At 54.8% G+C, this 25653-nt stretch carries 25 protein-coding genes; 23 read left to right on the forward strand and 2 right to left on the reverse strand.

What is annotated here, in order from left to right:
• Positions 1–10 precede the first annotated feature (10 nt).
• The 13 genes from MKZ15_RS11360 (at position 11) to MKZ15_RS11420 (ending at position 13563) form a co-directional block, all read left to right on the forward strand.
• The gene (locus tag MKZ15_RS11360) at positions 11–817 is read left to right on the forward strand and encodes an ABC transporter permease (protein ID WP_155606061.1); all 807 of its coding nucleotides are present in this window, start codon (positions 11–13) and stop codon (positions 815–817) included.
• Between the two features lie 92 nt (positions 818–909).
• Positions 910–1920, forward strand: a complete 1011-nt coding sequence (locus tag MKZ15_RS11365; protein ID WP_339822099.1) for an ABC transporter substrate-binding protein — start codon at positions 910–912, stop codon at positions 1918–1920.
• A gap of 93 nt (positions 1921–2013) precedes the next feature.
• Positions 2014–3441: a UbiD family decarboxylase gene (locus MKZ15_RS11370; RefSeq protein ID WP_155606059.1), complete on the forward strand. Its 1428-nt coding sequence runs from the start codon at positions 2014–2016 to the stop codon at positions 3439–3441.
• 131 nt (positions 3442–3572) lie between these two features.
• Positions 3573–4355: a 5-oxoprolinase subunit PxpA gene (locus tag MKZ15_RS11375; protein ID WP_339822103.1), complete on the forward strand. Its 783-nt coding sequence runs from the start codon at positions 3573–3575 to the stop codon at positions 4353–4355.
• Between the two features lie 23 nt (positions 4356–4378).
• Positions 4379–6079, forward strand: coding sequence for an FAD-binding protein (locus MKZ15_RS11380; RefSeq protein ID WP_339822107.1), 1701 nt, complete (start codon positions 4379–4381; stop codon positions 6077–6079).
• An 81-nt stretch (positions 6080–6160) separates the two neighbouring features.
• The gene (locus MKZ15_RS11385; protein ID WP_193418553.1) at positions 6161–6472 is read left to right on the forward strand and encodes a 2Fe-2S iron-sulfur cluster-binding protein; all 312 of its coding nucleotides are present in this window, start codon (positions 6161–6163) and stop codon (positions 6470–6472) included.
• A gap of 33 nt (positions 6473–6505) precedes the next feature.
• Entirely contained in the window at positions 6506–7354 is an 849-nt protein-coding gene (locus MKZ15_RS11390) for an FAD binding domain-containing protein (RefSeq protein WP_213623985.1), read from the forward strand.
• Positions 7355–7371: 17 nt separating this feature from the next.
• A complete protein-coding gene (locus MKZ15_RS11395; protein WP_339822113.1) occupies positions 7372–8340 on the forward strand; it encodes a 4,5-dihydroxyphthalate decarboxylase in 969 nt (322 codons plus the stop codon).
• Positions 8341–8369: 29 nt separating this feature from the next.
• Positions 8370–8861, forward strand: a complete 492-nt coding sequence (locus tag MKZ15_RS11400; RefSeq protein WP_339822116.1) for a (2Fe-2S)-binding protein — start codon at positions 8370–8372, stop codon at positions 8859–8861.
• Positions 8858–11179, forward strand: a complete 2322-nt coding sequence (locus MKZ15_RS11405; RefSeq protein WP_339822118.1) for a xanthine dehydrogenase family protein molybdopterin-binding subunit — start codon at positions 8858–8860, stop codon at positions 11177–11179. Before MKZ15_RS11400 ends, MKZ15_RS11405 begins: the two co-directional genes overlap by 4 nt.
• A gap of 202 nt (positions 11180–11381) precedes the next feature.
• Entirely contained in the window at positions 11382–12599 is a 1218-nt protein-coding gene (locus MKZ15_RS11410; protein ID WP_339822121.1) for an XdhC family protein, read from the forward strand.
• A complete protein-coding gene (locus tag MKZ15_RS11415; protein WP_339822123.1) occupies positions 12592–13245 on the forward strand; it encodes a nucleotidyltransferase family protein in 654 nt (217 codons plus the stop codon). Before MKZ15_RS11410 ends, MKZ15_RS11415 begins: the two co-directional genes overlap by 8 nt.
• A 27-nt stretch (positions 13246–13272) precedes the next feature.
• A complete protein-coding gene (locus MKZ15_RS11420) occupies positions 13273–13563 on the forward strand; it encodes a hypothetical protein (protein WP_339822126.1) in 291 nt (96 codons plus the stop codon).
• 50 nt (positions 13564–13613) lie between these two features.
• On the opposite strand, the gene MKZ15_RS11425 is transcribed toward MKZ15_RS11420, so the two are convergent.
• Positions 13614–15095: an MFS transporter gene (locus tag MKZ15_RS11425; RefSeq protein ID WP_193418545.1), complete on the reverse strand. Its 1482-nt coding sequence runs from the start codon at positions 15093–15095 to the stop codon at positions 13614–13616.
• A gap of 151 nt (positions 15096–15246) precedes the next feature.
• On the opposite strand from MKZ15_RS11425, the gene MKZ15_RS11430 reads away from it, so the two are divergent.
• Positions 15247–15675 carry a MarR family transcriptional regulator gene (locus tag MKZ15_RS11430; protein WP_155606047.1) on the forward strand — a complete coding sequence of 143 codons (429 nt, stop codon included), beginning with the start codon at positions 15247–15249 and terminating at the stop codon, positions 15673–15675.
• A gap of 24 nt (positions 15676–15699) precedes the next feature.
• On the opposite strand, the gene MKZ15_RS11435 is transcribed toward MKZ15_RS11430, so the two are convergent.
• Positions 15700–16260 (reverse strand): GNAT family N-acetyltransferase, encoded by a 561-nt coding sequence (locus MKZ15_RS11435; RefSeq protein ID WP_339822129.1) that lies wholly within the window; start codon positions 16258–16260, stop codon positions 15700–15702.
• Positions 16261–16412: 152 nt separating this feature from the next.
• On the opposite strand from MKZ15_RS11435, the gene MKZ15_RS11440 reads away from it, so the two are divergent.
• The 9 genes from MKZ15_RS11440 (at position 16413) to narI (ending at position 25642) form a co-directional block, all read left to right on the forward strand.
• Positions 16413–16838 (forward strand): DMT family transporter, encoded by a 426-nt coding sequence (locus MKZ15_RS11440; RefSeq protein ID WP_155606045.1) that lies wholly within the window; start codon positions 16413–16415, stop codon positions 16836–16838.
• Between the two features lie 29 nt (positions 16839–16867).
• Positions 16868–17566 (forward strand): Crp/Fnr family transcriptional regulator, encoded by a 699-nt coding sequence (locus MKZ15_RS11445; protein WP_213623992.1) that lies wholly within the window; start codon positions 16868–16870, stop codon positions 17564–17566.
• 12 nt (positions 17567–17578) lie between these two features.
• Positions 17579–18070: a DMT family transporter gene (locus MKZ15_RS11450; protein WP_339822133.1), complete on the forward strand. Its 492-nt coding sequence runs from the start codon at positions 17579–17581 to the stop codon at positions 18068–18070.
• A gap of 20 nt (positions 18071–18090) precedes the next feature.
• On the forward strand, positions 18091–18492 hold the full coding sequence (locus MKZ15_RS11455) for an NUDIX domain-containing protein (RefSeq protein ID WP_155606043.1): 402 nt from the start codon (positions 18091–18093) through the stop codon (positions 18490–18492).
• A gap of 18 nt (positions 18493–18510) precedes the next feature.
• The gene (locus MKZ15_RS11460) at positions 18511–18987 is read left to right on the forward strand and encodes a GNAT family N-acetyltransferase (protein WP_193418537.1); all 477 of its coding nucleotides are present in this window, start codon (positions 18511–18513) and stop codon (positions 18985–18987) included.
• A 187-nt stretch (positions 18988–19174) separates the two neighbouring features.
• Entirely contained in the window at positions 19175–22852 is a 3678-nt protein-coding gene (locus MKZ15_RS11465; RefSeq protein WP_339822136.1) for a nitrate reductase subunit alpha, read from the forward strand.
• Positions 22842–24389: a nitrate reductase subunit beta gene (gene narH, locus MKZ15_RS11470; RefSeq protein WP_339822138.1), complete on the forward strand. Its 1548-nt coding sequence runs from the start codon at positions 22842–22844 to the stop codon at positions 24387–24389. Before MKZ15_RS11465 ends, narH begins: the two co-directional genes overlap by 11 nt.
• Positions 24382–24957: a nitrate reductase molybdenum cofactor assembly chaperone gene (narJ, locus tag MKZ15_RS11475; protein ID WP_339822142.1), complete on the forward strand. Its 576-nt coding sequence runs from the start codon at positions 24382–24384 to the stop codon at positions 24955–24957. The genes narH and narJ overlap by 8 nt, the downstream gene beginning before the upstream one ends.
• A complete protein-coding gene (gene narI / locus MKZ15_RS11480; RefSeq protein ID WP_339822144.1) occupies positions 24944–25642 on the forward strand; it encodes a respiratory nitrate reductase subunit gamma in 699 nt (232 codons plus the stop codon). The genes narJ and narI overlap by 14 nt, the downstream gene beginning before the upstream one ends.
• Positions 25643–25653: the final 11 nt, after the last annotated feature.

Genomic DNA, 25653 nt, shown 5'->3' on the forward strand with positions numbered 1-25653 from the left:
GGATATCATCATGGCACCAAAAACAACGACATCATCGGCCAGCTCTCCTTCCTCTAAGGCAGGGCGGGGGAATCGCAGCGCGGCCGTGTGGATCGGCAGATTGGTCGTATTTATCGTTCTTATCGGATTATGGGAGTTGCTCTCGGGCACGGCGTTTAATTCTTTTTGGCTGAGCAAGCCGTCCTTGATCATGAAGCGAATCATTGAGATGACCGCAAGTGGGGATCTATGGTTCCATATGAGCATCACGCTTCAGGAATCCATCGTCGGTCTCATTATCGGGATGCTCGGAGGGACGTTGCTGGGGATTCTGCTCGCGTTTAGCGGGATTTTTCAAAAGTGGGTCTACCCTTACATTATGGCCTTGTACAGCTTGCCTCGGGTATCGCTGGCTCCTTTGTTTATCGTCTGGTTTGGGATCGGAATGACCTCGAAAATTCTGATGGTCGTGGCGATGGTCATCTTTGTCGCTTTCTACAATGCTTATGAAGGCGTGCGCAACATCGACAAAGACTTGATGGATATGATGAGCACCTTTAAAGCCAAATGGACGCATAAGCTCCGCTGGGTGGTGCTGCCATCGATTACCGTATGGATTCTGACGAGCTTGCGTCTGAACATCGGCATGGCTCTAATCGGGTCCGTTATCGCCGAGTTGGTTGGTTCCAACCGGGGGCTTGGCTATTACATCACGTATTCGTCCAACATGCTGGATACGACGGGGATTTTTACAGGCTTGGTCCTCATCATGATCATCGCTGTCGTGTTGGAACAGATCATCGTGCAAGTCGAACGGCGATTGCTGAAATACCGTTAAGGGATGAACTCCAATTTATTTAATGAGATGAAGTAAATTCGGAGAAGCCATAAAGCTAGAAAGATAGCTAACCATTCAAGGAGGGGAATCTTATGAAAAGAACAAAAACAATACTGGCTTCGCTATTGGTCCTGACGATCGCTTTGCTCAGCGCTTGCGGAAACAACAATGCGGCCGCACCAACGGAAAATAATGGTGGTGCTGCCGGCAACGCCAATCAGCCGGAAAACGTCAAGATCCGCGTAGGTCTGGTCGGCGGCGGCATGACTCCGATTATTGCACAAATCGGCATTAACGATGGTTCCTATGAGAAAGCCGGAATAACAATCGAAAAACAAAGCTTTACGTCGGGTGCCGATATGGTGCAAGCCTTGGTCGGCGGCAGCTTGGACATCGTATTGGGTTCTTACGAGCATGTGTTAAGACAGCAAAAGAACGGTCTTGGCGTTAAAGCCTACGGCGAAATTTACAATGGAGTCGGCTATTCGCTGGTTGTGAAGAAGGATGCCCCGTTCCAATCGCTTGAAGATTTGAAGGGAACGACGTTGGCCGTTACCAAGGTGGGCAGCTTGTCCGACACCGGGCTGCGCGAAGGCTTGAAAACCGCCAATATCGATGCGGACAAAGAAGTGCAAATCATCAACGGCGGCAGCGGCGCTACCATGTTGGCAGCGATCGAAAGCGGCAAAGCTGCCGGCGGCATGGTTTCCGAACCGACGATTTCCCAGATGGTGGCGACCGGAAATTATCGGGTGCTGTACGATCCGCCGTATGATTTTGCCGGGATTACCGTCATGGCAAAAACGGATTGGGTCGACAAAAATCAGGATGCCATGAAGCGGTTCCTTCAGGTCAGCAATGAAGTGAACGAGCGTGTGCAGAAGGATCCGGCCTCCGCAGTAGAAGCCATGCTGAAAGAGTTTGACCAAATTCCGGCCGATGTCATGGAGACCGCGGTGAAAAACCAACTGGCTAAAGTACCGGCAGGACTCAAGGTATCCGAAGAGGGCGCGAAAAACGTAACGAATACCCAAATCGAAGCGGGCGTCCTTGAAAAAGAAATTCCGTTTGCCGATACGGTAGACCTCTCATTACTTCCTTAAGCTAGATCTATAGATCGGGTGAATCGCGTGGATTTTCGGTTCGCCCGATTTATTTCACGACCGACGATACTACGGAAAGAAGGCGATCCGCACATGGCTAAAGATTTAAGAACCTATCTCGGGCAATTGAACCAATTCGATTCAAATAGTATCAAGCTCGTCGACACGGAGGTGGATCCGCGGTTTGGTATCACCGCATATGCAGCGGCACTGGCGGAGAAAGGCGATTACCCCGCTTTGCTGTTCAATAAGGTGAAGGGAGCTCAGATGGCGTGCGTTTCCAATCTGTTGACCTCCTACGAACGTATCGCTCTATATCTGGGATGTGAGGTACAGGACATTCCGCGGGTATACGGCGAGAAATTGCAGCAGCCAATTGAACCGGTGGTCGTGGACCGCGCCGCTGCCAGAGTCAAAGAGAACGTCATCGAAGAAGCGGACGTCGATCTGGCCAAACTGCCGATCCCGGTGCACAACGAGATGGACGGCGGGCCGTATTTATCGGCCGGTGTGATGATCATCCGCGACCCCGAATCCGGGTCGATTAATGCCGGAATTTATCGTCACCAAATCTTCAATGAGCGTGATATGGGCGTTTGGTTCCTTGGCGCACACCATGGCGGACTGATCTATAAGAAGTACAAAAAGCAAGGTAAACCGGCTCCCATTGCGATTGCTCTTGGACATCATCCCGGCTTTATTATGGGCGCCGTATCCCGGGTTCAAGGCATCGGGGGCGAATATGAAGCGGCTGGCGCGTTGATGGGTGAACCGCTGGAGCTCGTGCAGGCGGATACCTCCGATTTGCTCGTGCCGGCACATGCCGAGATCATCCTCGAAGGCGAAATTTTGCCGGATAACGACCATAGCGAGGGGCCGTTCGGGGAATGGCCAGGCCATTATCTCGGCGGAGGATCGGTGCCGACCATTCGCATCAAACGCATTACCTATCGGAATCACGCCATCTTTCAGGATATTGTCGCCTCCGGACGGGAGCATTTAGTTGTGGGCGGGGTTCCGCGGTCGGGCAGTATTTATCAAACGGTGAAGAAAATCGTGCCGGGTCTCAAAACGGTTAACGTTCCTTTTTACAGCCGAATGAACTGTTATCTCTCGATTCAGAAGGAAAAGGATGCGGATGTGAAAAAAGCGGCTTTTGCGGCACTCAATACCGAACCGGAGAATTTGCGTCATATCGTGGTCGTGGATGAGGACATCGACGTCTTTAACGGAGAAGAGGTGGCGTGGGCGATTGGTACGCGGTTCGATGCGGAACGCGATTTGCTGGTCATCCCGCGCTGGAACGGTCCGGGCGGATTGCTGCCGACCAACTGGGAGTACAATGCGGAAGGCAAAAATACGCCGCGCATGTCCAGCGCCGTGATTGTCGATGCCACGAAACCGGCGCCGCCGGTCGTCTTTCCAAAGCGTGCCGTCGTTCCTAAGGATAAGGTAGAACTGGCCGATCTGGCTTCGCTCCGCGAGCTGAATTCGGACGAGAAAAACAATTGGCAAATTTAATGCATGTTAGCCTCAACCGGCCGGGGACGGATCTAAGGATCTTAAAATTTCCACGGGCCGCTTGAGGCTGGCTTGTTTCTTCATTTCCATGATGATTTATGCCATGAACTATTTGTGAGAGGAGCATCAACATGAATAACGTAGTGGATTTGAACTGTGATATGGGGGAAAGCTTTGGCGCTTATAAGCTGGGCAGAGACATCGAGGTTCTGAAATTCGTGACTTCGGCAAACATCGCTTGCGGGTTTCATGCGGGTGACCCAGCGACGATGCGCCAAACCGTCAAGTTGGCCTTGGATCACGGGGTCGCTCTGGGAGCGCATCCCGGCTTGCAGGATTTAGTTGGCTTCGGGCGTCGCGATATGGACCTGTCCCCACAGGAGGCTTACGACATCGTGGTTTATCAGATCGGTGCGCTATGGGGATTCGTACGCGCGCAAGGGGCGAAGCTGCAGCACGTGAAAGCGCATGGTTCCCTTTATAATATGGCGGCTCGGAACGCCGGTTTGGCTGAGGCTATTGCTGAAGCGGTCTACAAAGTAGATCCGGAGTTGATTTTGTTTGGCCTTGCGGGCAGTGAGTTGATCCAAGCCGGGAAGAAAGCAAGTTTACGTACAGCCAGCGAAGTGTTCTCCGACCGTACCTACCAATCTGACGGTTCGCTTACCTCGCGTCGTTCACCGGATGCCTTAATCACAGATGAAGAACAATCGGTGAAGCAGGTGATCCGTATGGTCGCTGAAGGTAAAGTATTGTCGCAGCAAAACGTCGATGTGGCCATTCAAGCCGATACGATTTGCATTCACGGCGACGGCATCCATGCGTTGGAGTTTGCCGGTAAGATCCGCAGCTCCTTATCTGCTGCAGGGATTACGGTGCAATCGGCAGGGATCACGCTGGGGCAACAAGCATAAGCGCAAAAGGAGGAGACAGCAGGATGGGACCATTGCATTTGCAAACCGATGTGCTCGTTGTCGGTTCCGGCGCCGCCGGATTGATGGCAGCAAGAGCGGCGGCTGATGAAGGCGCACGTGTGATTTTGACCGATAAGAGCTTGATTAGCCGGGGCGGGGCCACGATTTTAGCCCAGATGACCGTGGCTGTTGCATTAGGCGAAGCAGAAGAGGATAACCCGGAGGTCCACTTCGAGGACACGATGAAAGGGAGCCGGGGATTGGCGGATCCGAACATCGTCCGCGCCGTTGTGGAACGGGGGCCGGAAGTGATCCTTGAAGCGGAAGGTTATGGCGTGAAGTGGGCCCGGACGCCGGATGGCAAACGTTCACAGGCTTTTGCTCCGGGGCATTCTAAGGCCCGCTGCGTGTATGTTGATATTTTGAATACGGGTGGCGCAACGGCAGCTGGCTTAAAGAAGGCGATCTGGAAGGACGAGAAGATCCAGCGCCTCAAAAACGTGATGATCACGAAAGTCGTAGTCGAGGAAGGCCGGGCGGTTGGCGCGATCGGCTTCGAGATGGAGGCGTATCGTCCGATCAGTATTGCTGCTTCGTCGGTTATTTTGGCTACGGGCGGATTGACGGAGGTCTATGAACGGAATAGCGCGTCCGCGAACATGACCGGTGACGGATTTGTGCTGGCGGCTGAGGCGGGAGCCGAGGTGCGTGACATGGAGATGGTTCAGTTCTTCCCGATCGCCCATCTGTTTCCGCCGCTTGTCGGCATCGATCCGATTATGTGGGATCCGTTCCGCTACAAGTTGGGCGGGCGTCTGCTGAACGGGCAGATGGAAGAATTCATGGACAAGTACAACGGGGAAGTCGCAGGCAAGTATACGGCGGCGCGCGATCAAACGACGCTGGCGATCTTCCGCGAGGTGGAAGCCGGGCGCGGGACGCCGCATGGCGGGGCTTACCTCGACTTCACGATGGTGCCCGAGGAAAAACTGAAGGAAGCGTTTGGCCCGGTCATCGATATTTTGCGGAACCAGGGCGTCGATTTGACCAAAGATATGGTGGAAGTCGCCCCAATGGCCCACTTCATGCTGGGCGGTGTACGTGTGGATGAAGCGATGCACACGCGGGTACCGGGATTGCTGGCGTCGGGCGAGCTGATCTACGGGATGCATGGCGCTAATCGCTTATCCGGGAATGCGATCACGGAAGCGCTGGTAACGGGACGCATCGCGGGCGAAACGGCTGCACGGGAAAAACGCAACGAGCTGGATGAGGCGGCAGTACGGCGGGCGTTTGACCGGGAGATGGAGCGATTGACCCAATTTTGGCACCCCGTACCGGTGGATCGGGATACCGCTTCGCTTCAAACGTTTAAGCGTAAGCTGCAACAGATCATGTGGAAAGGCGCCGGCCCGCTGCGTACCGAGAGTGGCCTGCAGGAAGCGCTGGAGGATCTTCGTGCGCTGCGTGAGGAGCTTAACAGCATTTCATTAGCGAAACAGGACAAATTTGTTTTGTCTCTGTTCGAGAAGCTGGAGGCCGCCAACATGCTGAAGGTCAGCGAGGCGATTGTGCTCGGCGCGCTGGAGCGGAAGGAAACCCGCGGCGCACATGTGCGGCTGGACTATGACGATACGCTTACTCAGCCGTTCAGCTACAGTTATGTCTTGAATGAGGCGGGGGAATGGGTCGTTTCTGAAATTCAGCTGCCGGTTGGCGTGTAAGTGGAGCGGACGAGCCTTAAGCGAGTTGGGTAAGTTGAGTAAGTCTGGTAAGTCGGTAACGAAAGAAGGGAGACAGTTCACATGGCAGTTGTTACATTAAACGTAGTTCGCGGCGATGCCGAAAGCGGCGCTTCCCTGGAGAAATTTGAGGTTCCGTTCCGAGATGGCATGAGCTTGCTGGATGCGATTTTTTGGATTCGGGAACATAAGGACCCGTCCTTCTCGGTGCGTTATTCCTGCCGGTCCGCGAACGCCTGCAAAGAATGCTCGGCGTTTGTTGACGGTAAACCCGGATACTTGTGCAGCATTCGCGCCGTCCCGGACAGCGAAGTCAAGATCGAGCCGCTGACCGGCCGTCCGTGGATCAAGGATTTGGCGACGGCGCTGGAGTAGAGACAACTATATTCACATGAAGGAGGGGCAATTATGGCCTGGCTACAGCCCCGCAGTTTAGACGAAGCGCTTGAGCAGCTTCGGGAGCGCAGTCCCCGCATCGTGTGCGGGGGAACCGATTTGTTCGTGAACGCGCAGCGCAAATCGTACGAGTCGGAGCATACCGACTGGCTCGACATCCGGCGCGTGCCGGAGCTGCATTTGACCCGCCGGACCGAGGCGGGTCTTGAGATCGGCGCCGCGGTGACGGCGGCCGAAATTTGGGGCAGCGACGTGTTCAGCGTCGTGCCCGCACTGCAACAGGCCGCCCGCATCGTCGGCGGCTGGCAGATCCAAAACCGCGCATCGCTGGGCGGCAACGTGGCGAACGCCTCCCCGGCAGCCGATATGGTCGTTCCGCTCGTGGCTTACCGAGCGGAAGTCCGGCTGGCCGGGGCGGACGGCATCCGCAGCGTGCCGATCGCGGACTTCATTTCCGGGCCGAAGACGACCCAGCTTCGCGAACGCGAGCTTATCGCGTCGCTGTTCATCCCGGCCCGGATGCTGGAGGTGCCGCAGGTGTTTCTGCGGCATGATCAGCGCGCGGCAACCGACATCTCGATCGTCTCCGTCGCCTTGCTGCTGCAAGGCAAAGGGAGCGAGATCGAGTGGGGGACCGCCGCGGTGGGCGCAGCGGCGCCCAAGCCCTTCGTGCTGGGCGCGGAGGACGAGCAGCGGTGGAGCGGCGAACTCACCTCCGCCAAGTTGGATGAGCTCAGCGATTTGTACACCCGGCGCAGCTCACCGATCACCGACGTGCGCGCCAGTGCGGATTACCGCCGCGCATTAGTTGGAACCTATATTAAACGGGCCGCGAACGCTCTGCTCGCAAACGGCCTGTAACGAGGGGGAGGGTATCAATGATGACGGGAACTAAATTGACGGTGGCGATGTCGGAAAGCGACCGCACCTTAAGACTACTAAACGGTGTTAAACCACTGACTGGTTTTGAACTGGACGTTCAGCAGGAGTCGATCGAAGAGATTTTTGTAAAGCAAATTTCACAGGCCTCCTATGATGTATCCGAGCTTTCACTCGCCTCCTACCTGATCGCCAAAGGCGGCGGAGATACGCGGTTAACGGCGATTCCGGCATTTCTGTCACGGTCGTTCCGGCACAACGCGATTTATGTGCGCTCGGACAGTCCATACACGCATCCCTCCGAACTGAAGGGAAAACGGTTTGGCTTTCCGGAGTTTCAAATGACGGCAGCCGTATGGGTACGGGGTATGTTCCGGCACGAATGGGGCATTGCCAATGGGGAGATGGAATGGTTCACGTTCCGCCCGGAGCGCGTACCTGTGGACATTCCGGCGACCTTGACGGAAGGCGATATTTTTGAGGCATTGGCCGAAGGCAAGGTGGATGCGATCATGACGGCTCGTCGGCCTCCGGCCAAGCTGTTCCCTGCTTCGGGCGAAGGCGGCGTATTACGCCGGTTGTTCCCCGATGTCTGGAACGTGGAGCGGGAGTATTACGGGCGCACGGGGATTTTTCCGATTATGCACTTGGTTTCTCTGAAGGCGGAAACGGTCGAGCAATTCCCCGAGCTGCCAAAGCAGCTGTACGAGCTTATGCGGGAAATCAAGGACGAAGGCATCGCCGGGTTGTTGGAGACGATTCGCAATGCAACCTCCAATCCGTTCGTTTGGGAATCCGCCGAGCAATCAGCCAAGCTGATGAACGGGGATATGTGGCCTTACGGCGTTAGCGCCAACTGGGCGCAAATCGAAACGTTTATTACTTATCTGCAGGAAGACGGCCTGCTTGATCGCAGCTTCACGCCGAAGCCGCAAGAGGTCTTCCATTCCTCCGTACAAAACACATAAGCATAAGCAAGGAAAGAAGGTGCTGCCAGATGAACGGCGGACTTAACCATAACCCTAGCATGACGTTAACAATCAATGGCGAGGACGTGACCTGGAGAGGCGATGCGACAGCTAGCCTGGCGGACGTCATCCGTGAAGGGCAAGGCCTGACGGGGACGAAAATCGGCTGTCGGACCGGCGAATGCGGAGCCTGTACGGTGCTGCTTGACGGTCAACCGGTCGTCTCCTGCTTGGTTCCGGCCGCTTCGGCGCAAGGGCAAACGATCGAAACGATCGAGGGCTTGGCTCGGCATGCCGAATTTCGGGAGTTGGAACAGGCGATGCAGGAGTACGGCGGCGTGCAATGCGGCTTCTGTACCCCGGGGGTCATGATGACGACCTGGGCCTGGCTGCAAAATCCCGCTTTATTCGGCGGCGACATTGGAGCGGCGCTGAAGAACAATCTGTGCCGGTGTACCGGTTACCGCGGCATCATTGAAGCGGCGGAGCACGTTCTGGCCTCGAAAGGAGCCGTGCGATGACGATGAACCGCATGCAGCAGCCAAGCAAATCGACGGACGCCAAGGTCATGAATCCAGCCGACCCGAATCTGTCGAGCAAGCAGGTCAATCCGGCGCTGAAGCCAAAGCCGCTGGATCTGAAGTCGAAGCTGGAAGGGCAAACCCGTTACCTTCACGACTTGAATTTTCCCGGCCAGTTGATCGGGGCGATTTATCGCAGCCCTTACGCGCATGCGCGGATCAAACGGATAAACGTGGAGAAAGCGCGCCATGTGGAAGGCGTACATGCCGTCATTACCGCGGACGATGTGCCGAACCACAAGTATGGACCAACCAAATTCAAGGACTGGAACATCCTTGCCAAGGATCGCGTGCTGTTCATCGGCGATGAAATTGCCGCGGTTGCTGCGGAAACGAAAGAAGCCGCCGAGCAGGCGCTGGCGCTGATTGAGGTCGAGTTAGAGCCGCTGGAGGGGGTCTTTGATCCGGAGGCTGCGATGGTTTCAGGAGCTCCGCAGATCCACGAGGAGGTGGAGCTCAACCGGCCGATGAAAGTGGATGTTGCGCGCGGCGACCTGGAGGAAGGCAAGAAGAAAGCGGCGATCGTCAAAGGCGGACGTTACGTGTCCAACCGGATCTATCAAGGGCATTTGGAGCCGGTCGGAGCGATCGCGTTTTGGTCGGAGGAGGAGGGCATCACCATTTGGGCGCCTTCTCATATTCCGTACCGGGCACGGGAAGCCTATGCCGCCGGGTTTGGTTTGCCGGAGGATAAGGTGCGGATTATCGTACCGCCGATTGGGGGGTCTTTTGGCGCGAAATACGTCCTGAAGGTTCATGTGATTGCCGCGGCGCTGGCGATGGTGACGGGACGGCATGTGAAGATCATTTTGGACCGCTATGAAGATATGATTACCGCCCATCCCCGCGTACCGCTGACCTTCGATATTGAAATCGGCGCGGATGCGGAAGGGAACTTCGTATACAAAGACTTGACGGTGTACGCGGATGCGGGGGCTCGGGTTTATTGGAGTCCAAACGTAATCGCAACGGCCTGCACTCGGGCTGACAACATCTATCATTTCCACAACGTGAAGTCGACGGGTTATCTGGTATACACGAACAATAGTCCAACTACGTGCATGCGCGGATTCGGTAATGCGGAGATGTTATTCGCAGTGGAGAGCGTCATTGATGAAATCGCGCTGGAGCTGGGGATGGACCCAGCCGAGCTGCGTCTTAAGAACATCGTCCACTCCGGGGATACGACGCTGCACGGTTATCGTCTGGACACCTGCAATTTGGAGGAGTGCATCGAAAAGGTCAAGGAGTTGTCCGGCTGGAATCGGCGGAAGGAGTTGCCACCTTACCGGGGGCTCGGCCTTGCGGTGGCCAATCACGTCTCGGGCTTTCGCGCGATCGATCCGCGCTTTGACGGCTCGACGGCGGTGATTCGCGTCAAACCGGGCGGATTTGTGGAGGTGGAAACCGGCGAAATTGAGCTTGGCCAAGGGATGACATTGACCTACGCTCGAATCGCCAGCCGTGTGCTGGGGATCCCCGAAGACGAGATCCTGGTGAAATCCGGCGATACGGGACGGTATCCGTTTGGCATCGGGACGCTAGCGTCTCGAAGTACGGTGATGGGCGGGAATGCGGTGCAAAAAGCGGCGGAATCCTTGCTGCGTGAAATTCAGCAGTTGGCGGTTCAGGCGCTTGGCGAAGGAGCGGTGTTTGAGGAAGGTGTCGTGAAGCACGATGGGAAGACATTTGCGCTTGGCGATGTCGTCGATTGGTTCCGTGCCCGCCATGCCGGCGAGGAGCTGACCGTCAAGGAGACTTACGTACCGGATACGGAGCTGCCGGATGCCACTTATTTTGGGCACCCCTCGCCCAACTATCCGTTTGCCGCTCATGTGGCCGAGGTTGAGGTGGATCCAGACACCGGTCGAACGAAAGTGGTCGGTTACTGGGCCGTGCATGACTCAGGGACCATCCTACACGAGACGATGGCCAAAAGCCAGGTGCTCGGCGCTGTAGCTCAAGGTATCGGTTGGGTCACGATGGAGGACCTGATCGTACAGGAAGGTAAAGTGATGAATCCATCGATGATGGATTATCGGATGCCGGGAGCTAAGGATATGCCCGATGTGCAGGTACATTTCGTACAGGAAGCGGATCCCCATGGCCCGTTCGGCGCCAAGTCGTTAGGTGAGGTGGCACTGGACCCGGTTCCGGGCGCGATCGCCAACGCGATCGCCCATGCGACGGGGCGGCGCGGCCAGGTGCTGCCGCTGTCGGCGGAGCGGGTGTGGATGTCGCTGCAATCGCAAGGTTAGAGTTTGCTGGAGGAAATGTTGTAATAAGTACAACATTTTTAGGCGAGAAACCCGTGCAGAGGGAATAATGCTGCAGAAACTGCAACAAATTTGAGCTTGTTTCTCGAAAATCACGGAATTTGTTGCACTTTAGTCAGCATTTGCGCCCGGGGGTTACTTCACCCATCGAAAATGTTGACCTTTATGCAACTTTATAGCCTCTATGAAGAAGGCCGGTTCTGAAGGGGAACAACGGACAAGAACGAAGACAGGAGATGACGAGAACATGGAGGAGCTAAGCCGTGAGCTGGAAGCGTGCCTATCGGAGAGCCGGGCTTGCGTCGTCGCCACTATCGTCGATGTGGACGGTTCGGCTTATCGCCGAGAAGGAGCGCGCTGCCTCATCCATGTCGATGGTGAGGTAACGGGCATCTTAAGCGGCGGGTGCATCGAAGAAGACCTGCGCGAGCATGCGCAAGAGGTACTTCGGACGCTCGAGCCGCGCAAGCTGTTCTACGACTTCCGCATCGGGGAAGACGAGGTATGGGGAATCGGCCTCGGGTGCAACGGGGCGATCACGGTGTGGCTCGAGCCGTTTGATCCGGTCCGTTCGCCGGACGCGGCGGACCGGATCCTCGGCGATTTGCGGCGGCGCGTAGAGACGCGCGAGCCGTACGTGGCGGCGACGGTGATCGGTTCCTCCGATCCCGCCGCCGTGCCGCCGGGCGCGCGCCGCACGCTCGTCGCCGCGGCGGAGGAAGCCGGCCTGCTGGGCGCGGGCCGGCGGGCCGGGCTGGTGCGACTCCCCGAGGGCAGCACGCAGCTGGAGCTGCTGCTGGAGCGGGTCGCACCGCGCCCGGAGCTGGTCATCGTCGGCGTCGGCGACGATGCGCGCTTGCTCTGCAGCCTGGCTCGCCGGCTGCAGTGGCGCGTGACCGTCGCGTATCATGCGACGGACAAGGCGACGCGGGAGCGGTTCCCCGCAGCGGACGATCTGCGGGTGATCCCACGTTATGCGTTCGAACAAGTCGACGTGAAAGGGAAATACGTCGTCGTCATGTCCCATAATCTTGATCTGGACCGGGAGGCGGTCCACCGGATGTTAACGCCGGAGGTCGCCTATCTCGGACTAGTCGGTTCTCGTTACCGGTTGGAGAAGATCCTGGAGCCGAATTCGAACGGAGGCGGGTCGGACGGCAGCATAGACCCCCAGTTGCTGGCGAAGTTGTATTCCCCAGTGGGCCTGGACATCGGCGCGGAAACGCCCGAGGAGATCGCGATGAGCATCCTGGCGGAAATGACCGCCGTCAAAAACGGCCGCAGCGGGGGATTTCTACGCGATCGTAAAGCAGCAGGAAGCGGAGCTCGCACCCCAACCGCCACCCCTTCACAGTCTTCGTTCCTTGACGAGCCGATCTTCCCGGAGTCTTGTCGTGTGTGAACGCGCAGCAGATAAAAGGGACATTTGGGCGCTGATTCTGGCCGGCGGCGCTTCTTGGCGGATGGGACAACCTAAGCTGTTGCTGCCAGCACCGCACGGAAATCTGCTTAAGCAAACGGTGCATCAGGCGCTGGCGGCCGCGAATGTTCGGGTGGCCGTCATAGCCCCCAAGGACGGACCGCTTCGACGCGAGCACGTCGATGGTTTGCCCGTTGAATGGTTGACAACGACGCGTGCCGACCGGGGGCTAGGTGCCTCACTAGCGGCGGGAATCCGGCAGCTGGAAGAGTGCCATTCGCCGTCGGCAGTCTTGATCCTGCTGGGAGATCAGCCGGAAATTTCGCCGGAGGCCATACGACAGGTGGCTGAAGCGTTCATCCATACCGGCGCCGGGATCGTTCAATCGCGTTATGACGATCGTCCGGCCCATCCCGTATTGTTTGCCGCCCAGTTGTTCCCCAAATTGATGGCTTTGGACGGTGACGCCGGTGCCAAGGAGCTGCTGCACCTATATCAAGATCACCTTTACAGTGTGAGAATTCCAGGTAAAGCGCCTCGCGATATCGATACCCCCGAAGAGTACGAGCGGTACCGGTTAACCGTATTTTCCAAAGTTGACTTTGAGGAAGAGACACGGTATCCTTAGGCCATCCAAGCGTGAGGGGGACGGGACATGCCGCTAAAATACCGTATCGATTCGGAACGAGTCCAGATCCGTGAGACGGCAAACGATGTGGACGTGGAGTTCGAATTGACATTTCTTCAAGAGGAACCGCTATTATCTAACATGCGGGAAGTGCAGAAAAGGTTCGAAGATAACGATGTCTATACCGATGTCTTGTTATACTTGAACCAGGATCAGGAGCGTCAATATAAGATCATCGTACGCAAAGATTATTACGAGGATTTCCTGCTTGCGTTATTGAAATATCGAATCCTGGAAGGGCTTGAGTGGACGGAATAAAAAATAATCCGTACGGGTGTCATCTTACACCTGTACGGATTTTTTATGGATTACGTGGATCGGACCTGCTCGCGTCGCACCGCCCGTCGTGCGGACCAAAACCGCCAGCCCGTCAGGAGCGCGGCTACAAGACAGATGGAAGCGGAAGTCATAAATACGACATGCATTCCGGTTAGAAATAAATCGGGGCGATCCGGCACCAATCCGGTCACCCGGCGGCCTGCCCGGCTGCTCATGACGCTGAACAGCGTAGTGGTTGCGACCGTAATGCCAACGACCATCCCGATGTTGCGGACGAGCGAGTTGATGCTGCCGGCGATGCCCAGCTGGGTTTTCGGAATCTTCGACATCACGAGCGAGTTGTTCGGCGATTGAAACAAGCCACTGCCGAGACCCAGCATGGCGATCCATACGCCGACTAGCGCGATGGGACTGCTGTCATGGAGCCGGGCTAACCCGATCTGCGCGATGACCATCACGATCAGCCCAGCGAACGTCAGCAACTCGGAGCCGATCTTGTCGGATAACGCGCCGCTGAGCGGTGCCACGATGACCATAACGATCGGGAATAACATCATCAAGAATCCGGCATGGGAAGGCGAGAGGTTTAAAATGCTTTGCGTATAAAACGGCGCAATGATGTTAAAGCAGAAATTGGCTACAAATACTAAGAATCCGGTCAGGATACTTAAGCTGAACAACGGATTGCGGAATAAGGTAAGCTGGAGCATCGGGGCTTCACTGCGTTTCTCGACCCAGAGAAACACGATGAACACGATGGCGGCCAGAGCGAGCGCGCCGATGATCCGAATATCCTGGTATCCGATCTGCTGACCCAGCAGCAGTCCGGAGAACAGAGCGAGGATAAAGACCGGAAACAGCAGGCTGCCGGCTTTATCGATATTCACCTTCAATTTGGTACGATCCGCAGGGAGCATTCTCCAGCCGATGCCAATAGCAATGAGACCGACAGGAAGGTTCACCCAAAAGATATATTCCCAGCCTAAACTCGATACAATGACGCCTCCCAGGCTCGGACCGGCGATACTGCCAAGGGAGACGAAGGTGCCGATAAGCCCAAGCGCTTTCCCCCGCTCATTGGCCGGGAAGATATCGGTCACAATCCCTTGGCTGTTGGCCATCGTCATCGATGCTCCAAGCGCCTGCAGAAGACGTGATCCGACGAGAAGCGGCAAGCTGAAGCTAAAGCCGCATAGCAGTGAACCTACGGTAAAGATCACCATTCCCCATTTGAACACCTTGATTTTCCCAACGATATCTCCCAGCTTCCCAAAGAAGAGAATGGCAGCGCAAATCATCATTAAATACGCCGTAACGACCCATTCCGCCTGGGCCACGCTCAGCTTCATCTCCTTGGAGATCACGGGCAAGGCAATGTTAACGATACTGCCGTCGAGAGTCGACATAAAGGTAAATAAATTCAGCACGATCAGGATCAGCCAACGTTTCCGCTGGATGTCCGGGTCTTCCTGATATGAAGTCATCCGAAGGTCAGAACTCTTGGAAGACATGGCACTACACCTCACTTTATCTAGATCCGAATCACTTTGTTGCGACCGCAACTAATTTGAGCATCATCAGTTTACTCCAATTTAGTTGCGAGCGCAACTGATATCGGGTAAAATTTGCGTAAACCAGATCATCGCAAAGAGGTGCAGGGGAATGAACAACCCTTCCGTTGGCAAATTGATCGCGTATCTTCAGCGGATCAATCAAAAAGAGCTGGCCACGTTATTGAAGCCGTACGAAATCGGCGGCGGTGGGAATCACAGCTACTTGTTGGCCATATTAACGACTCCCGGTTTAAACCAAGACCAACTAACGAGTCAGATGAAATTTGACAAGGCGACCACGACCCGCTGCGTCAAGCAATTGGAGGAGGCCGGGTTCATTGAACGCCGGGTAGACGAGCATGATCGCAGGTCGATCCTGTTATATCCTACGGAAAAGGGCCGGGATTTCGAGCCCACGCTTCGGCAAATCTTGGCGGATTTTAACCGTCGGTTGACGGCTGAGTTAAGCGAAGCGGAGAAACATCAGCTTGAGGCATTGCTTACGAAAATTTACGCAAGCAAGCAAAAAGGACATTAGGGACAATAGGCCCTTTAAGAGAATCTATTGTCCACGAAACGATTGATGATGAAATGAAGTGATATCCCGAAAGAGCGATTTACCGTCGTCTCTCAAAGTGAAATGGTCACTTAAAGGGAGATATAAAGCCCGGTAAGGTTCGGGAACCCAGATATATTGATGGACATAGGATGTGGCGATAAATCCGCAACGAATCCAAAATCGCAGTCGCTCCCGGTTCATCTCCGTGTCCTCCGCTTCGGTCTCGATCACGATGGCCTCGGCTTGGTGTTCCCGCTCTGCATAGTCGCGGATCTGTGAGAAAAAGAGGCGACCGAGTCCTTGCCCCCTTTGATCTTGACGGACCGCCATGTAATCAAGGATCATGCGTTTGCGGCCTTTCCCGCCGCAGAAGCCGGTGACAGCCATCGCAACCGCTTCGCCTTCTTGAAGTCCCGCATGCAAGCTCGCGATCCCCCGATCCAGCATGCTCCGCAGCACTTTCTCCGGCTTGGCCCCGTGCGGAAATGCCTCTCGATAAATCGGTCTAAGCTTGTCCCACCAAACCTCATCCCATTCTGTTAAGGTGTTGAATGTCCATGGCATGCCGTGTCCTCCATATGTGATTCCGTCGATTTATTTCTATTTTAACCGCTTTTTCATCTTTCAGGACATATGTCCTTTTCAAACGGCAGAAGATATCCTTTAATAAGGTATTGACATAAAGGATCGGAAGATCCATTAAGAGGAGAGAGAGAATGAGGGGATTGTTATTTGCGTTTTTGGCCGGGGCGTTCATCACCCTACAGGGGGTGGCCAATACCCGAATCAGTGCGGACATCGGCACTTGGCCGGCGGCGGCGCTGACCCAGTTTACCGGCTTTGTGGCGGCGCTGCTGATTTGGCTGTTCGTCCGCGATGGAGGGTTTACAGATTTGCGGCGAGTTCGTCCGCTGTATGTCAGCGGCGGTGCCTTGGCGGCGATCATTATTTTTACTAACGTTACGGCGATTCAGCAAGTTGGGGTGACCTTGACCATTTCCGCGGTATTGATCGCTCAGCTGTGCATGACCTTCTTCATCGATAGCATGGGATGGTTTGGCGTGCCAAAGCAAAAAATGCGTCTGCCGCAATTTATTGGTATCGGCATGATGATTGCAGGCGTCGTCATTCTTAAGTTTTAGTAGATTCGGGCCTCGGGGAGAGAACGGTCATGAAAGAAATTGCGGATCCGGCTTTATTGGCCGATTATATGGACATGTACAAACTCCGTAGTGTGTTTCCCGAAGCGCTGCTGCCTTACTTGACGCTTTATGGATATGATCAAAGTGAACTGATCTGCACGCAGGGGGAACCCTCACATTCGTTGTACGTACTGGTCCGAGGGAAAATCAAAATTTTTAATACGTCTCCGGAAGGCCGCACATTGGTCATCTCCTTCAAAAATCCGCTAGAAGTCGTAGGGGATGTCGAATTCATCCGGAATGGAGACATCATTAATACGGTTGAAGCGGTGTCCCCGGTCCATATGATCGGGGTGGAATATCGCTGGTTGCATAAATACAGTGCGGATCATTCGCCGCTGCTGCATTTTTTGCTGGATATCATCACGAAGAAATTCTATATGAAATCCAGTTCGATGAGCTTTAATTTGCTGTATCCGGTTGAGATTCGCCTGGCGAGCTATCTCTTGTCTGTTTCTTATGACGAAGCGGATGCTCTGTTCCTGGGGAAGCTTGGGACGTCCGATCTGGCCGATGCGGCCAACTTGATTGGCACCAGCTATCGGCATTTAAACCGGGTGCTCCAGAAATTTGCGGAGCTAGGCTTGATTGAGCGAAGCCGGCAGGGGATTACGGTGACGGACCGAGAAGGCCTTCGTAATCTGGTCAGCCGGAATATTTACGAATAGGGGGCAATCTAGGTGCTGTTGGGAATATTGTTTGCGTTAACCGCAGGCGCACTGGTTGGGATGCAAAACGTGTTTAATACCAAAGTCAATGAACAGACGGGTAATTGGACGACGACGACCCTGGTGCTAGGTTTGGGGTTCGCGGCTTCCTTTGGGATCGGCTTGATTGTCGAAGGCAAGGGAATGTTTACGTCGTTACCCGGCATGCAAACCTGGTTTTGGTTCAGCGGCTTGATTGGCGTTGGCGTCGTCACCAGCATGGTACAAGGGGTGAAAATTCTAGGACCAACCTACGCTGTAGCCATTGTGATGACTTCGGAGCTGGGATTCGCTTTGTTATTTGATTCTCTAGGCTGGCTAGGTTTGCAAAAGATGCCGTTTACGCTTCATCAACTGATCGGCGTGCTGATTATTGTCGGCGGAATCTTCGTGTTTAAATTAGGAGGGGGCCGCGAGAGCGAGAACAGTCCCGTTCGAAATAGCGAAGCTTTGAATGAGGGATAAAGAGAGGGGAGGCGTTAGGTATGGACGGGAAAAATATCGATAAAATCGCCTGGATCTCCTTACGGGAGGGACGGATGTTAAACGTACGCTCCAAGGGGAAGGAGCTGTTTTATGTTCCGGGCGGCAAGCGAGATCCCGGCGAGACTGACCGTGAAACGCTGCAGCGGGAAATTCAGGAAGAGTTGTCCGTTGCCGTCAAGCCGGAGACGATTGCGTTTTTTGCGACGTTCGAAGCCCAAGCCGACGGCAAACCGGAGGGTGTGCTTGTTCGAATGACCTGTTATTATGCAGAGGCTGAGGGAGAACTCCAGCCGGCTTCCGAGATCGAGGAAATGGCGTGGCTCAGCTACGCGGAACGCGAGCGTACGTCGCTGATTAGCCGCATGATTTTCGACCGGTTGCATGAGATGAATTTGCTGTGACGGAAGGAAGGACACCCGATGATGATTAGATCTTTGCAAGCGGATGATAACGCTGCGATTGAAGCCGTGATTCGCGATTGCCTGATCGAGTTCGGCGGCAACCGGGAAGGCTTAGCCTGGCAGGATGACAGCCTTAGTGCTCTGTCGCGGTATTATGAGGTTGAGGGAAGAGCCTACTGGGTTGTGGAGCAGGACGGGCGGGTCGTTGGCGGGGCGGGAATTGCCCCGTTTGCCGATTCCTCCGAGGTGTGCGAATTGCAAAAAATGTACCTGCGAGGCGATATCCGCGGTACAGGCATCGCGGCTCGTCTTCTGGAGACATGCTTGGATTTCGCGAAACGTCACTACGAGAGATGTTATCTGGAAACGCTGCAGTCGATGCAGGCGGCGAACCGCTTTTACCTCAAACACGGCTTTCAGCCGTTGAAAGCGCCGCTGGAGGGGTCGGAGCATTTCGCCTGCGATGCCTGGTATATCAGGGATTTACGACAATAAATGATCGATTTGAACCCAAAAACGCCATCCGGCGTTTTTTTGTCGTTATAGGGCATTCTCCGGCAGGCTAAGGGAATTCCCTGATGGGAAGCGGGAGCGAAGAGTTTCATAATGGAATCAGAAGCTCGAATACCATTGATTCCCCGTCAAAGGCATTCATTTGAGCGATGAAGGAGTGAACACTTCCGTGAAACGAAGATCAGGACTTAGCTTTTTTAAGAAACCGGAGACGATTTCAGGAAATTGGACGAAAATCGAAGAGAAAAGCCGGGAATGGGAAAATATGTACCGCGGCCGCTGGTCGCACGATAAAGTGGTGCGGACGACGCATGGCGTGAACTGCACCGGTTCTTGCAGTTGGAAAGTATTTGTGAAGAACGGCATTATCACCTGGGAGAACCAGCAGATTGATTATCCGTCCTGCGGACCGGACATGCCCGAGTTCGAACCACGCGGCTGCCCGCGGGGGGCATCGTTCTCGTGGTATGAATACAGCCCGCTGCGCGTGAAATACCCTTATATGCGCGGTCGTCTTCTGCGTCTATGGCGAGAGGCGATGACCAGGCATCACGGGAACCCCCTGGAGGCCTGGGCCAGCATCGTCGAGAATCCCGAAGCTTCCCAATCCTATAAACAGGCGCGCGGTAAAGGCGGCCATGTGCGCGTGACCTGGGAAGAAGCCACCCAACTGATCTCGGCGCAGTTACTTTACACCATTAAGAAATATGGACCAGACCGGATTGCCGGGTTTACACCGATTCCGGCCATGTCGATGATCAGTTACGCTTCGGGCGCACGGTTCATCTCCTTGCTGGGCGGCGAGATGCTCAGCTTCTACGACTGGTATGCCGACCTGCCGCCGGCTTCGCCGCAAATTTGGGGCGAACAAACCGATGTGCCGGAGTCGTCCGATTGGTACAACGCCGGATACCTGATCATGTGGGGCTCCAACGTTCCGCTGACACGGACGCCGGATGCTCATTTCATGACCGAGGTTCGCTACAAAGGGACGAAGGTGGTGTCCGTAGCGCCGGACCATGCGGAGAACGTGAAATTTGCCGACAATTGGCTGGCTCCGCATCCGGGAACGGACGCAGCGGTGGCTCAAGCGATGACGCATGTCATCCTGGACGAATTTTATGTACAGCGCCAAGAACCGATGTTCTTGAACTACGCCAAACAATACACGGACATGCCGTTCTTGATTTTGCTGGATCCGCACGAAGGCAGCTACAAAGCCGGCCGGTTCTTGCGGGCAAGCGATTTGGGGCAGGCATCGGAGCATGCCGAATGGAAGCCGGTTATTTATGACGAAGCGGCGGGAGAACTGGTCGTACCGAACGGAACGATGGGCCAACGCTGGGAGAAGGACGTCAAGTGGAACCTGATCCTCGACCAGGAAGACGGAAGCCGGATTGAGCCGGCTTTGTCGGTCGAGTCGCACGGCGGAGAATGGACAGAGATCGTATTCCCTTACTTTGACGCTGACGGCAACGGTACGTTTACCCGGTCGATTCCGGCCAAAACAGTTACTCTGGCTGATGGATCAACCCGTCTGGCCGCAACGGTTCATGATTTGATGCTTAGTCAATACGGAGTAACCCGTCCGGGCAGTACCCATACAGCCAAAGGATATGATGACGCAGAGTCGCATTACACTCCTGCTTGGCAAGAGCGGATCACTGGCGTCAAAGCGTCGCTCGTGGTACAAATCGCTCGCGAGTTTGCGCAGAACGCACTGGACACGGGCGGGCGTTCAATGATCATTATGGGCGCCGGGATCAACCACTGGTTCAACAGCGATACGATCTACCGCTCGATTCTGAACTTGGTGATGCTGACGGCTTCGCAGGGGGTTAACGGCGGCGGCTGGGCTCACTATGTAGGGCAGGAGAAATGCCGGCCGATTGAAGGCTGGTCGACGATCGCATTTGCTCGCGACTGGCAAGCGCCGGCACGGCTGCAAAACGCGACTTCGTTCTTCTATTTTGCCACCGACCAATGGAAGTACGAGGAGATGAGCGCGGAATCGTTGAAATCGCCAACCGGCGGTGATATCCCGTACCGTCATCCGGCGGATTACAATGTGTTGGCAGCTCGGCTGGGCTGGTTGCCCTCGTATCCGCAGTTTAACAAGAGCAGCTTGGCCTTCGCCGAAGAAGCGGCGGCTCAGGGCAAGACGGACAACGCTGAGATCATCCAACACGCATACGAGCAAGTGGTATCCGGTGAAACGAAGTTCGCTGTGGAGGACCCGGATGCGCCGGAGAACTTCCCGCGTTCGCTGTTCGTTTGGCGCTCGAACCTGATCTCCAGCTCTGCGAAAGGTCAAGAGTTCTTTATGAAGCATTTGCTTGGGACGCATAACGGATTGTTATCCAACCCGAACGATGAGGAGAAGCCGGAAGAAATCGTTTGGCGCGATGAGGTGGAAGGCAAGTTGGATCTGCTTGTAGCGCTTGACTTCCGGATGACGGCGACACCGATGTATGCCGACATCGTTCTCCCGGCGGCAACCTGGTATGAGAAGGTGGATCTCTCCTCGACCGACATGCACCCGTTCGTGCATCCGTTTAACCCGGCGATCGATCCGCTCTGGGAGTCGCGCACCGACTGGGATATTTACCGGACGCTCGCCAGCGTCTTGTCCGAAATGGCCAAGGAGCATATGCCAGGCGTATACAAAGACCTGGTTTCTTCGCCGCTTGGACATGATTCGATGGCTGAAATCGCCCAACCTTATGGGGAAGTGAAGGATTGGAAACGTGGGGAGATCCAGCCGATCCTCGGCAAAACGATGCCTGGCTTTACCGTGGTCGAGCGCGATTATACGAAGATTTATGACAAGTACATCACGCTGGGTCCGAACCTGGAAACCGGCAAAGTTGGCGCACATGGAGTCTCGTTCTCCGTCAAGGAAGAGTATGAGGATTTGAAGAAGATCAACGGCTCTTATATCGATGATACGATCAAAAACGGTCGACCGAAGCTGCGTACGGCGAGACAAGCGGCCAATGCAGTACTGCATTTGTCTTCGGCTACGAACGGGAAGGTATCTCAACGCGCCTGGGAATCCGCGGAACAGGATACGGGCGTAGAATTAAAGGATATTTCCGCCGACCGCGCAGCCGAACGGATCACGTTCGCGAATATCACCGCTCAACCGCGGGAGGTCATTCCAACGCCGGTATTTAGCGGCTCGAACAAATCAGGACGCCGGTATTCGCCGTTTACGACTAATATCGAACGGTTAGTGCCATTCCGGACGTTAACCGGACGCCAGCATTTTTATCTGGATCACCAAATCTTCCTGCAGTTCGGGGAGGCGTTGCCGGTCTACAAGCCGACGTTGCCGCCGATGGTGTTTGGTCCGCGAGACAAGCAGGTTGAGGGTGGCAAAGATGCATTGGTATTGCGTTACCTGACGCCGCACGGCAAATGGAACATCCACAGCACGTATCAGGATAATCTGCACATGTTGACCTTGTTCCGGGGCGGTCCAACCGTGTGGATCAGCAACGAGGATGCGGAAGCGCACCAGATTAACGATAACGATTGGCTGGAGGTCTATAACCGCAACGGCGTCGTAACGGCCAGAGCGGTGGTCAGCCACCGGATGCCGAAGGGCACGATGTTTATGTATCACGCTCAAGATAAACACATCAACGTACCGGGTTCGGAAATCACGGGAGAGCGAGGCGGCAGCCATAATGCTCCGACGCGAATTCACTTGAAGCCGACGCAGCTCGTCGGGGGTTATGCCCAGCTCAGCTACGGCTTCAACTACTACGGACCGATCGGCAACCAGCGTGATGTCTACGTTGCCGTGCGCAAACTGAAGGAGGTCGACTGGCTTGAAGATTAAAGCGCAAATCGCCATGGTGCTGAACCTGGACAAATGCATCGGCTGCCACACTTGCAGCGTGACCTGCAAGAGCACTTGGACGAACCGGGAAGGCGCCGAATATATGTGGTTTAACAATGTCGAAACGAAGCCGGGGATCGGTTATCCGAAACGGTGGGAGGATCAAGAGCATTACAAAGGCGGCTGGACGATGCGTAACGGCAAGCTGGAGCTGAAATCCGGCAGCAAGCTGTCGAAGATCGCCCTCGGTAAAATTTTCTATAACCCGGATATGCCGGAAATGAAAGATTACTACGAACCTTGGACTTATGACTACGAGAAGCTGACGAATTCGGGAGAGAAGAAGCACCAACCCGTCGCCCGGCCGAAATCCGCCGTGACCGGCGATAAGATGGACCTGGAGTGGGGGCCGAACTGGGAAGACGATCTAGCCGGCGGCCATATCACCGGACCTAAGGATCCGAACATCGAGAAGATCGAAGAGGAAATTAAATTCAACTTCGAGCAATCGTTTATGATGTACTTGCCCCGATTGTGTGAGCACTGCCTGAATCCAAGCTGCGTGGCGTCTTGCCCATCGGGCGCGATCTACAAGCGTGATGAGGACGGGATTGTCCTTGTCGACCAAGAAGCTTGCCGCGGCTGGCGTTACTGTATGACGGGTTGCCCTTACAAGAAGGTCTACTTCAACTGGAAAACGAATAAAGCGGAAAAATGTACGTTCTGCTTCCCGAGAATTGAAGCGGGACTTCCAACGGTGTGCTCCGAGACGTGTACGGGTCGCATTCGCTACCTTGGCGTATTGTTGTATGACGCTGATCGGGTGCAAGAGGCGGCTTCCACGCCGGACGAGAAGGATTTGTACGAAGCGCAGCTCGGCTTGTTCCTCGATCCGCATGATCCGAAAGTGATCGAGCAAGCCCGCAAAGACGGCTTGTCCGAGGAATGGATCGAAGCGGCCCAAAATTCGCCGGTTTATAAGCTGGCGATCGAATATAAGCTGGCGTTCCCGCTCCATCCGGAATACCGCACGCTGCCGATGGTGTGGTATGTACCGCCGCTTAGCCCGATTATGAGCCATTTTGAAGGCAAGGATTCGATTCAAAATCCGGACCTGATCTTCCCTGCGATTGAAGAAATGAGAACGCCGGTTCAATATCTGGCCAATCTCCTGACCGCAGGGGATACTTCCACCGTCAAAATTGCCCTGCAACGGATGGCGATGATGCGCCAATACCAACGTGCGCAATTCTCCAAAAAGCCGTTCGACGAAAGCCGTTTGGCCCGCGTCGGACTGAACGCTCAGCAGATCGAAGAAATGTATCGTTTGCTGGCCATTGCGAAATACGAGGATCGCTTTGTGATCCCAACTTCGCATAAGGAAGGATACATGGATCCGTACCGGGCCCAAGGCACCGAAGGTTTCGGTATGGATTGCGACGGATGCGGCCCAGCAACTCCAATTCCGGCTAATCACGGCAAAAGTGGCCGGGATCTGTACGATCAAAACTTCTACGGGGGGATCTGGCGTGATTGATCTGGAGAAACTGGATGAAAACCGCGAGTTGTTCGGCTTCTTTGCCGGGCAGCTCGTCTACCCTGATAAAGAGATGTTCGCATCGATCCGCGAAAGCGGGGAGGAGGTTCTGCCATCGACGGTGATGGAGCCGGTAACGAAATATCGGGAACAGATGCTTGCGCTCAGCATGGAAGAGATCGAGGAGCTTTACGTGGACACGTTTGATTTTGAAAAGTCGTCTACGCTGTATATGACTTTTTTTAAATACGAGGATTCCAAAGATCGCGGTCAATTGCTTACGTCACTTAAAGCGGTTTACGAAATGTTCGGCATGGAAATGATCGACCGGGAATTGCCGGATTTCCTGCCGCTGATGCTGGAATTCTTGTCTGCAGCGAATTGGCTGGGACATCCGCATAGCGAGACAGGGATGTTTACGGTGTTAACGATTCTGGAGGATGGCACGTACCAGTTGATGAAATCGCTGGAGCAAAAGGGAAACCCTTATTATGAGCTCGTCAAGGCCCTCCGGGAAACGTTTAAGTTGTGCTTGTTACAGGAGGTGAAGGTTCATGAGTCTGTTTGAGCAATTTCTATGGGTCATCTTCCCGTATTTATGCGTGGCAACGTTCGTGGTAGGACATCTATTCCGCTACCGTTACGACCAGTTTAATTGGACGGCGAAATCCAGTGAATTTATGGAGAAGAAACGACTCATGGTAGGCAGTATGTTGTTTCACATCGGGATCATTCCGGTCATCATGGGACATGTCGCCGGATTAGGCATTCCTAAGGAGTGGATGGCCGCTCTAGGCGTCAACGAGCATATGTATCACCTTGGCGCCATGTATGGAGGAGGGCTGTTCGGCGTAATCACGTTTGCCGGGATGCTGATCCTGACCATGCGCCGTTTGACCATAAAGAACGTACGCCACCTCAGTTCTGCCTCGGATATGATCGTGAACGGACTGTTGTTGTTCATCGTATTTATGGGGATGTTCTCCACGCTTGTCACGAATAATGTGCAGCCGGATTTTGATTATCGGGAGACGATCTCTATTTGGTTCCGCAACCTGCTTATCTTCCGGCCGGAGGCCTCTTATATGGCAGAGGTGCCGATTTCGTTTCAAATCCACATTTTGGCGGGGTTTCTGATCTTTGCCTTGTGGCCGTTTACTCGTCTCGTCCATGTCTGGAGCGTGCCCTTGAATTATGCCCGTAGAAGCTATATCCTTTATAGGAAGAATCGCTCGCATACTGCGGGACGTTAAGGATTTTGAAG

It is taken from the genome of Paenibacillus sp. FSL R7-0216 (genome assembly GCF_037969915.1).
Lineage (GTDB): Bacteria > Bacillota > Bacilli > Paenibacillales > Paenibacillaceae > Fontibacillus > Fontibacillus rhizolycopersici.

Coding starts and splice junctions, on each gene's coding strand:
- MKZ15_RS11360 (WP_155606061.1), top strand. CDS start 11: ATGGCACCAAAAACAACGACATCATCGGCCAGCTCTCCTTCCTCTAAG.
- MKZ15_RS11365 (WP_339822099.1), top strand. CDS start 910: ATGAAAAGAACAAAAACAATACTGGCTTCGCTATTGGTCCTGACGATC.
- MKZ15_RS11370 (WP_155606059.1), top strand. CDS start 2,014: ATGGCTAAAGATTTAAGAACCTATCTCGGGCAATTGAACCAATTCGAT.
- MKZ15_RS11375 (WP_339822103.1), top strand. CDS start 3,573: ATGAATAACGTAGTGGATTTGAACTGTGATATGGGGGAAAGCTTTGGC.
- MKZ15_RS11380 (WP_339822107.1), top strand. CDS start 4,379: ATGGGACCATTGCATTTGCAAACCGATGTGCTCGTTGTCGGTTCCGGC.
- MKZ15_RS11385 (WP_193418553.1), top strand. CDS start 6,161: ATGGCAGTTGTTACATTAAACGTAGTTCGCGGCGATGCCGAAAGCGGC.
- MKZ15_RS11390 (WP_213623985.1), top strand. CDS start 6,506: ATGGCCTGGCTACAGCCCCGCAGTTTAGACGAAGCGCTTGAGCAGCTT.
- MKZ15_RS11395 (WP_339822113.1), top strand. CDS start 7,372: ATGATGACGGGAACTAAATTGACGGTGGCGATGTCGGAAAGCGACCGC.
- MKZ15_RS11400 (WP_339822116.1), top strand. CDS start 8,370: ATGAACGGCGGACTTAACCATAACCCTAGCATGACGTTAACAATCAAT.
- MKZ15_RS11405 (WP_339822118.1), top strand. CDS start 8,858: ATGACGATGAACCGCATGCAGCAGCCAAGCAAATCGACGGACGCCAAG.
- MKZ15_RS11410 (WP_339822121.1), top strand. CDS start 11,382: ATGAAGAAGGCCGGTTCTGAAGGGGAACAACGGACAAGAACGAAGACA.
- MKZ15_RS11420 (WP_339822126.1), top strand. CDS start 13,273: ATGCCGCTAAAATACCGTATCGATTCGGAACGAGTCCAGATCCGTGAG.
- MKZ15_RS11425 (WP_193418545.1), bottom strand. CDS start 15,095: ATGTCTTCCAAGAGTTCTGACCTTCGGATGACTTCATATCAGGAAGAC.
- MKZ15_RS11430 (WP_155606047.1), top strand. CDS start 15,247: ATGAACAACCCTTCCGTTGGCAAATTGATCGCGTATCTTCAGCGGATC.
- MKZ15_RS11435 (WP_339822129.1), bottom strand. CDS start 16,260: ATGCCATGGACATTCAACACCTTAACAGAATGGGATGAGGTTTGGTGG.
- MKZ15_RS11440 (WP_155606045.1), top strand. CDS start 16,413: ATGAGGGGATTGTTATTTGCGTTTTTGGCCGGGGCGTTCATCACCCTA.
- MKZ15_RS11445 (WP_213623992.1), top strand. CDS start 16,868: ATGAAAGAAATTGCGGATCCGGCTTTATTGGCCGATTATATGGACATG.
- MKZ15_RS11455 (WP_155606043.1), top strand. CDS start 18,091: ATGGACGGGAAAAATATCGATAAAATCGCCTGGATCTCCTTACGGGAG.
- MKZ15_RS11460 (WP_193418537.1), top strand. CDS start 18,511: ATGATGATTAGATCTTTGCAAGCGGATGATAACGCTGCGATTGAAGCC.
- narI (WP_339822144.1), top strand. CDS start 24,944: ATGAGTCTGTTTGAGCAATTTCTATGGGTCATCTTCCCGTATTTATGC.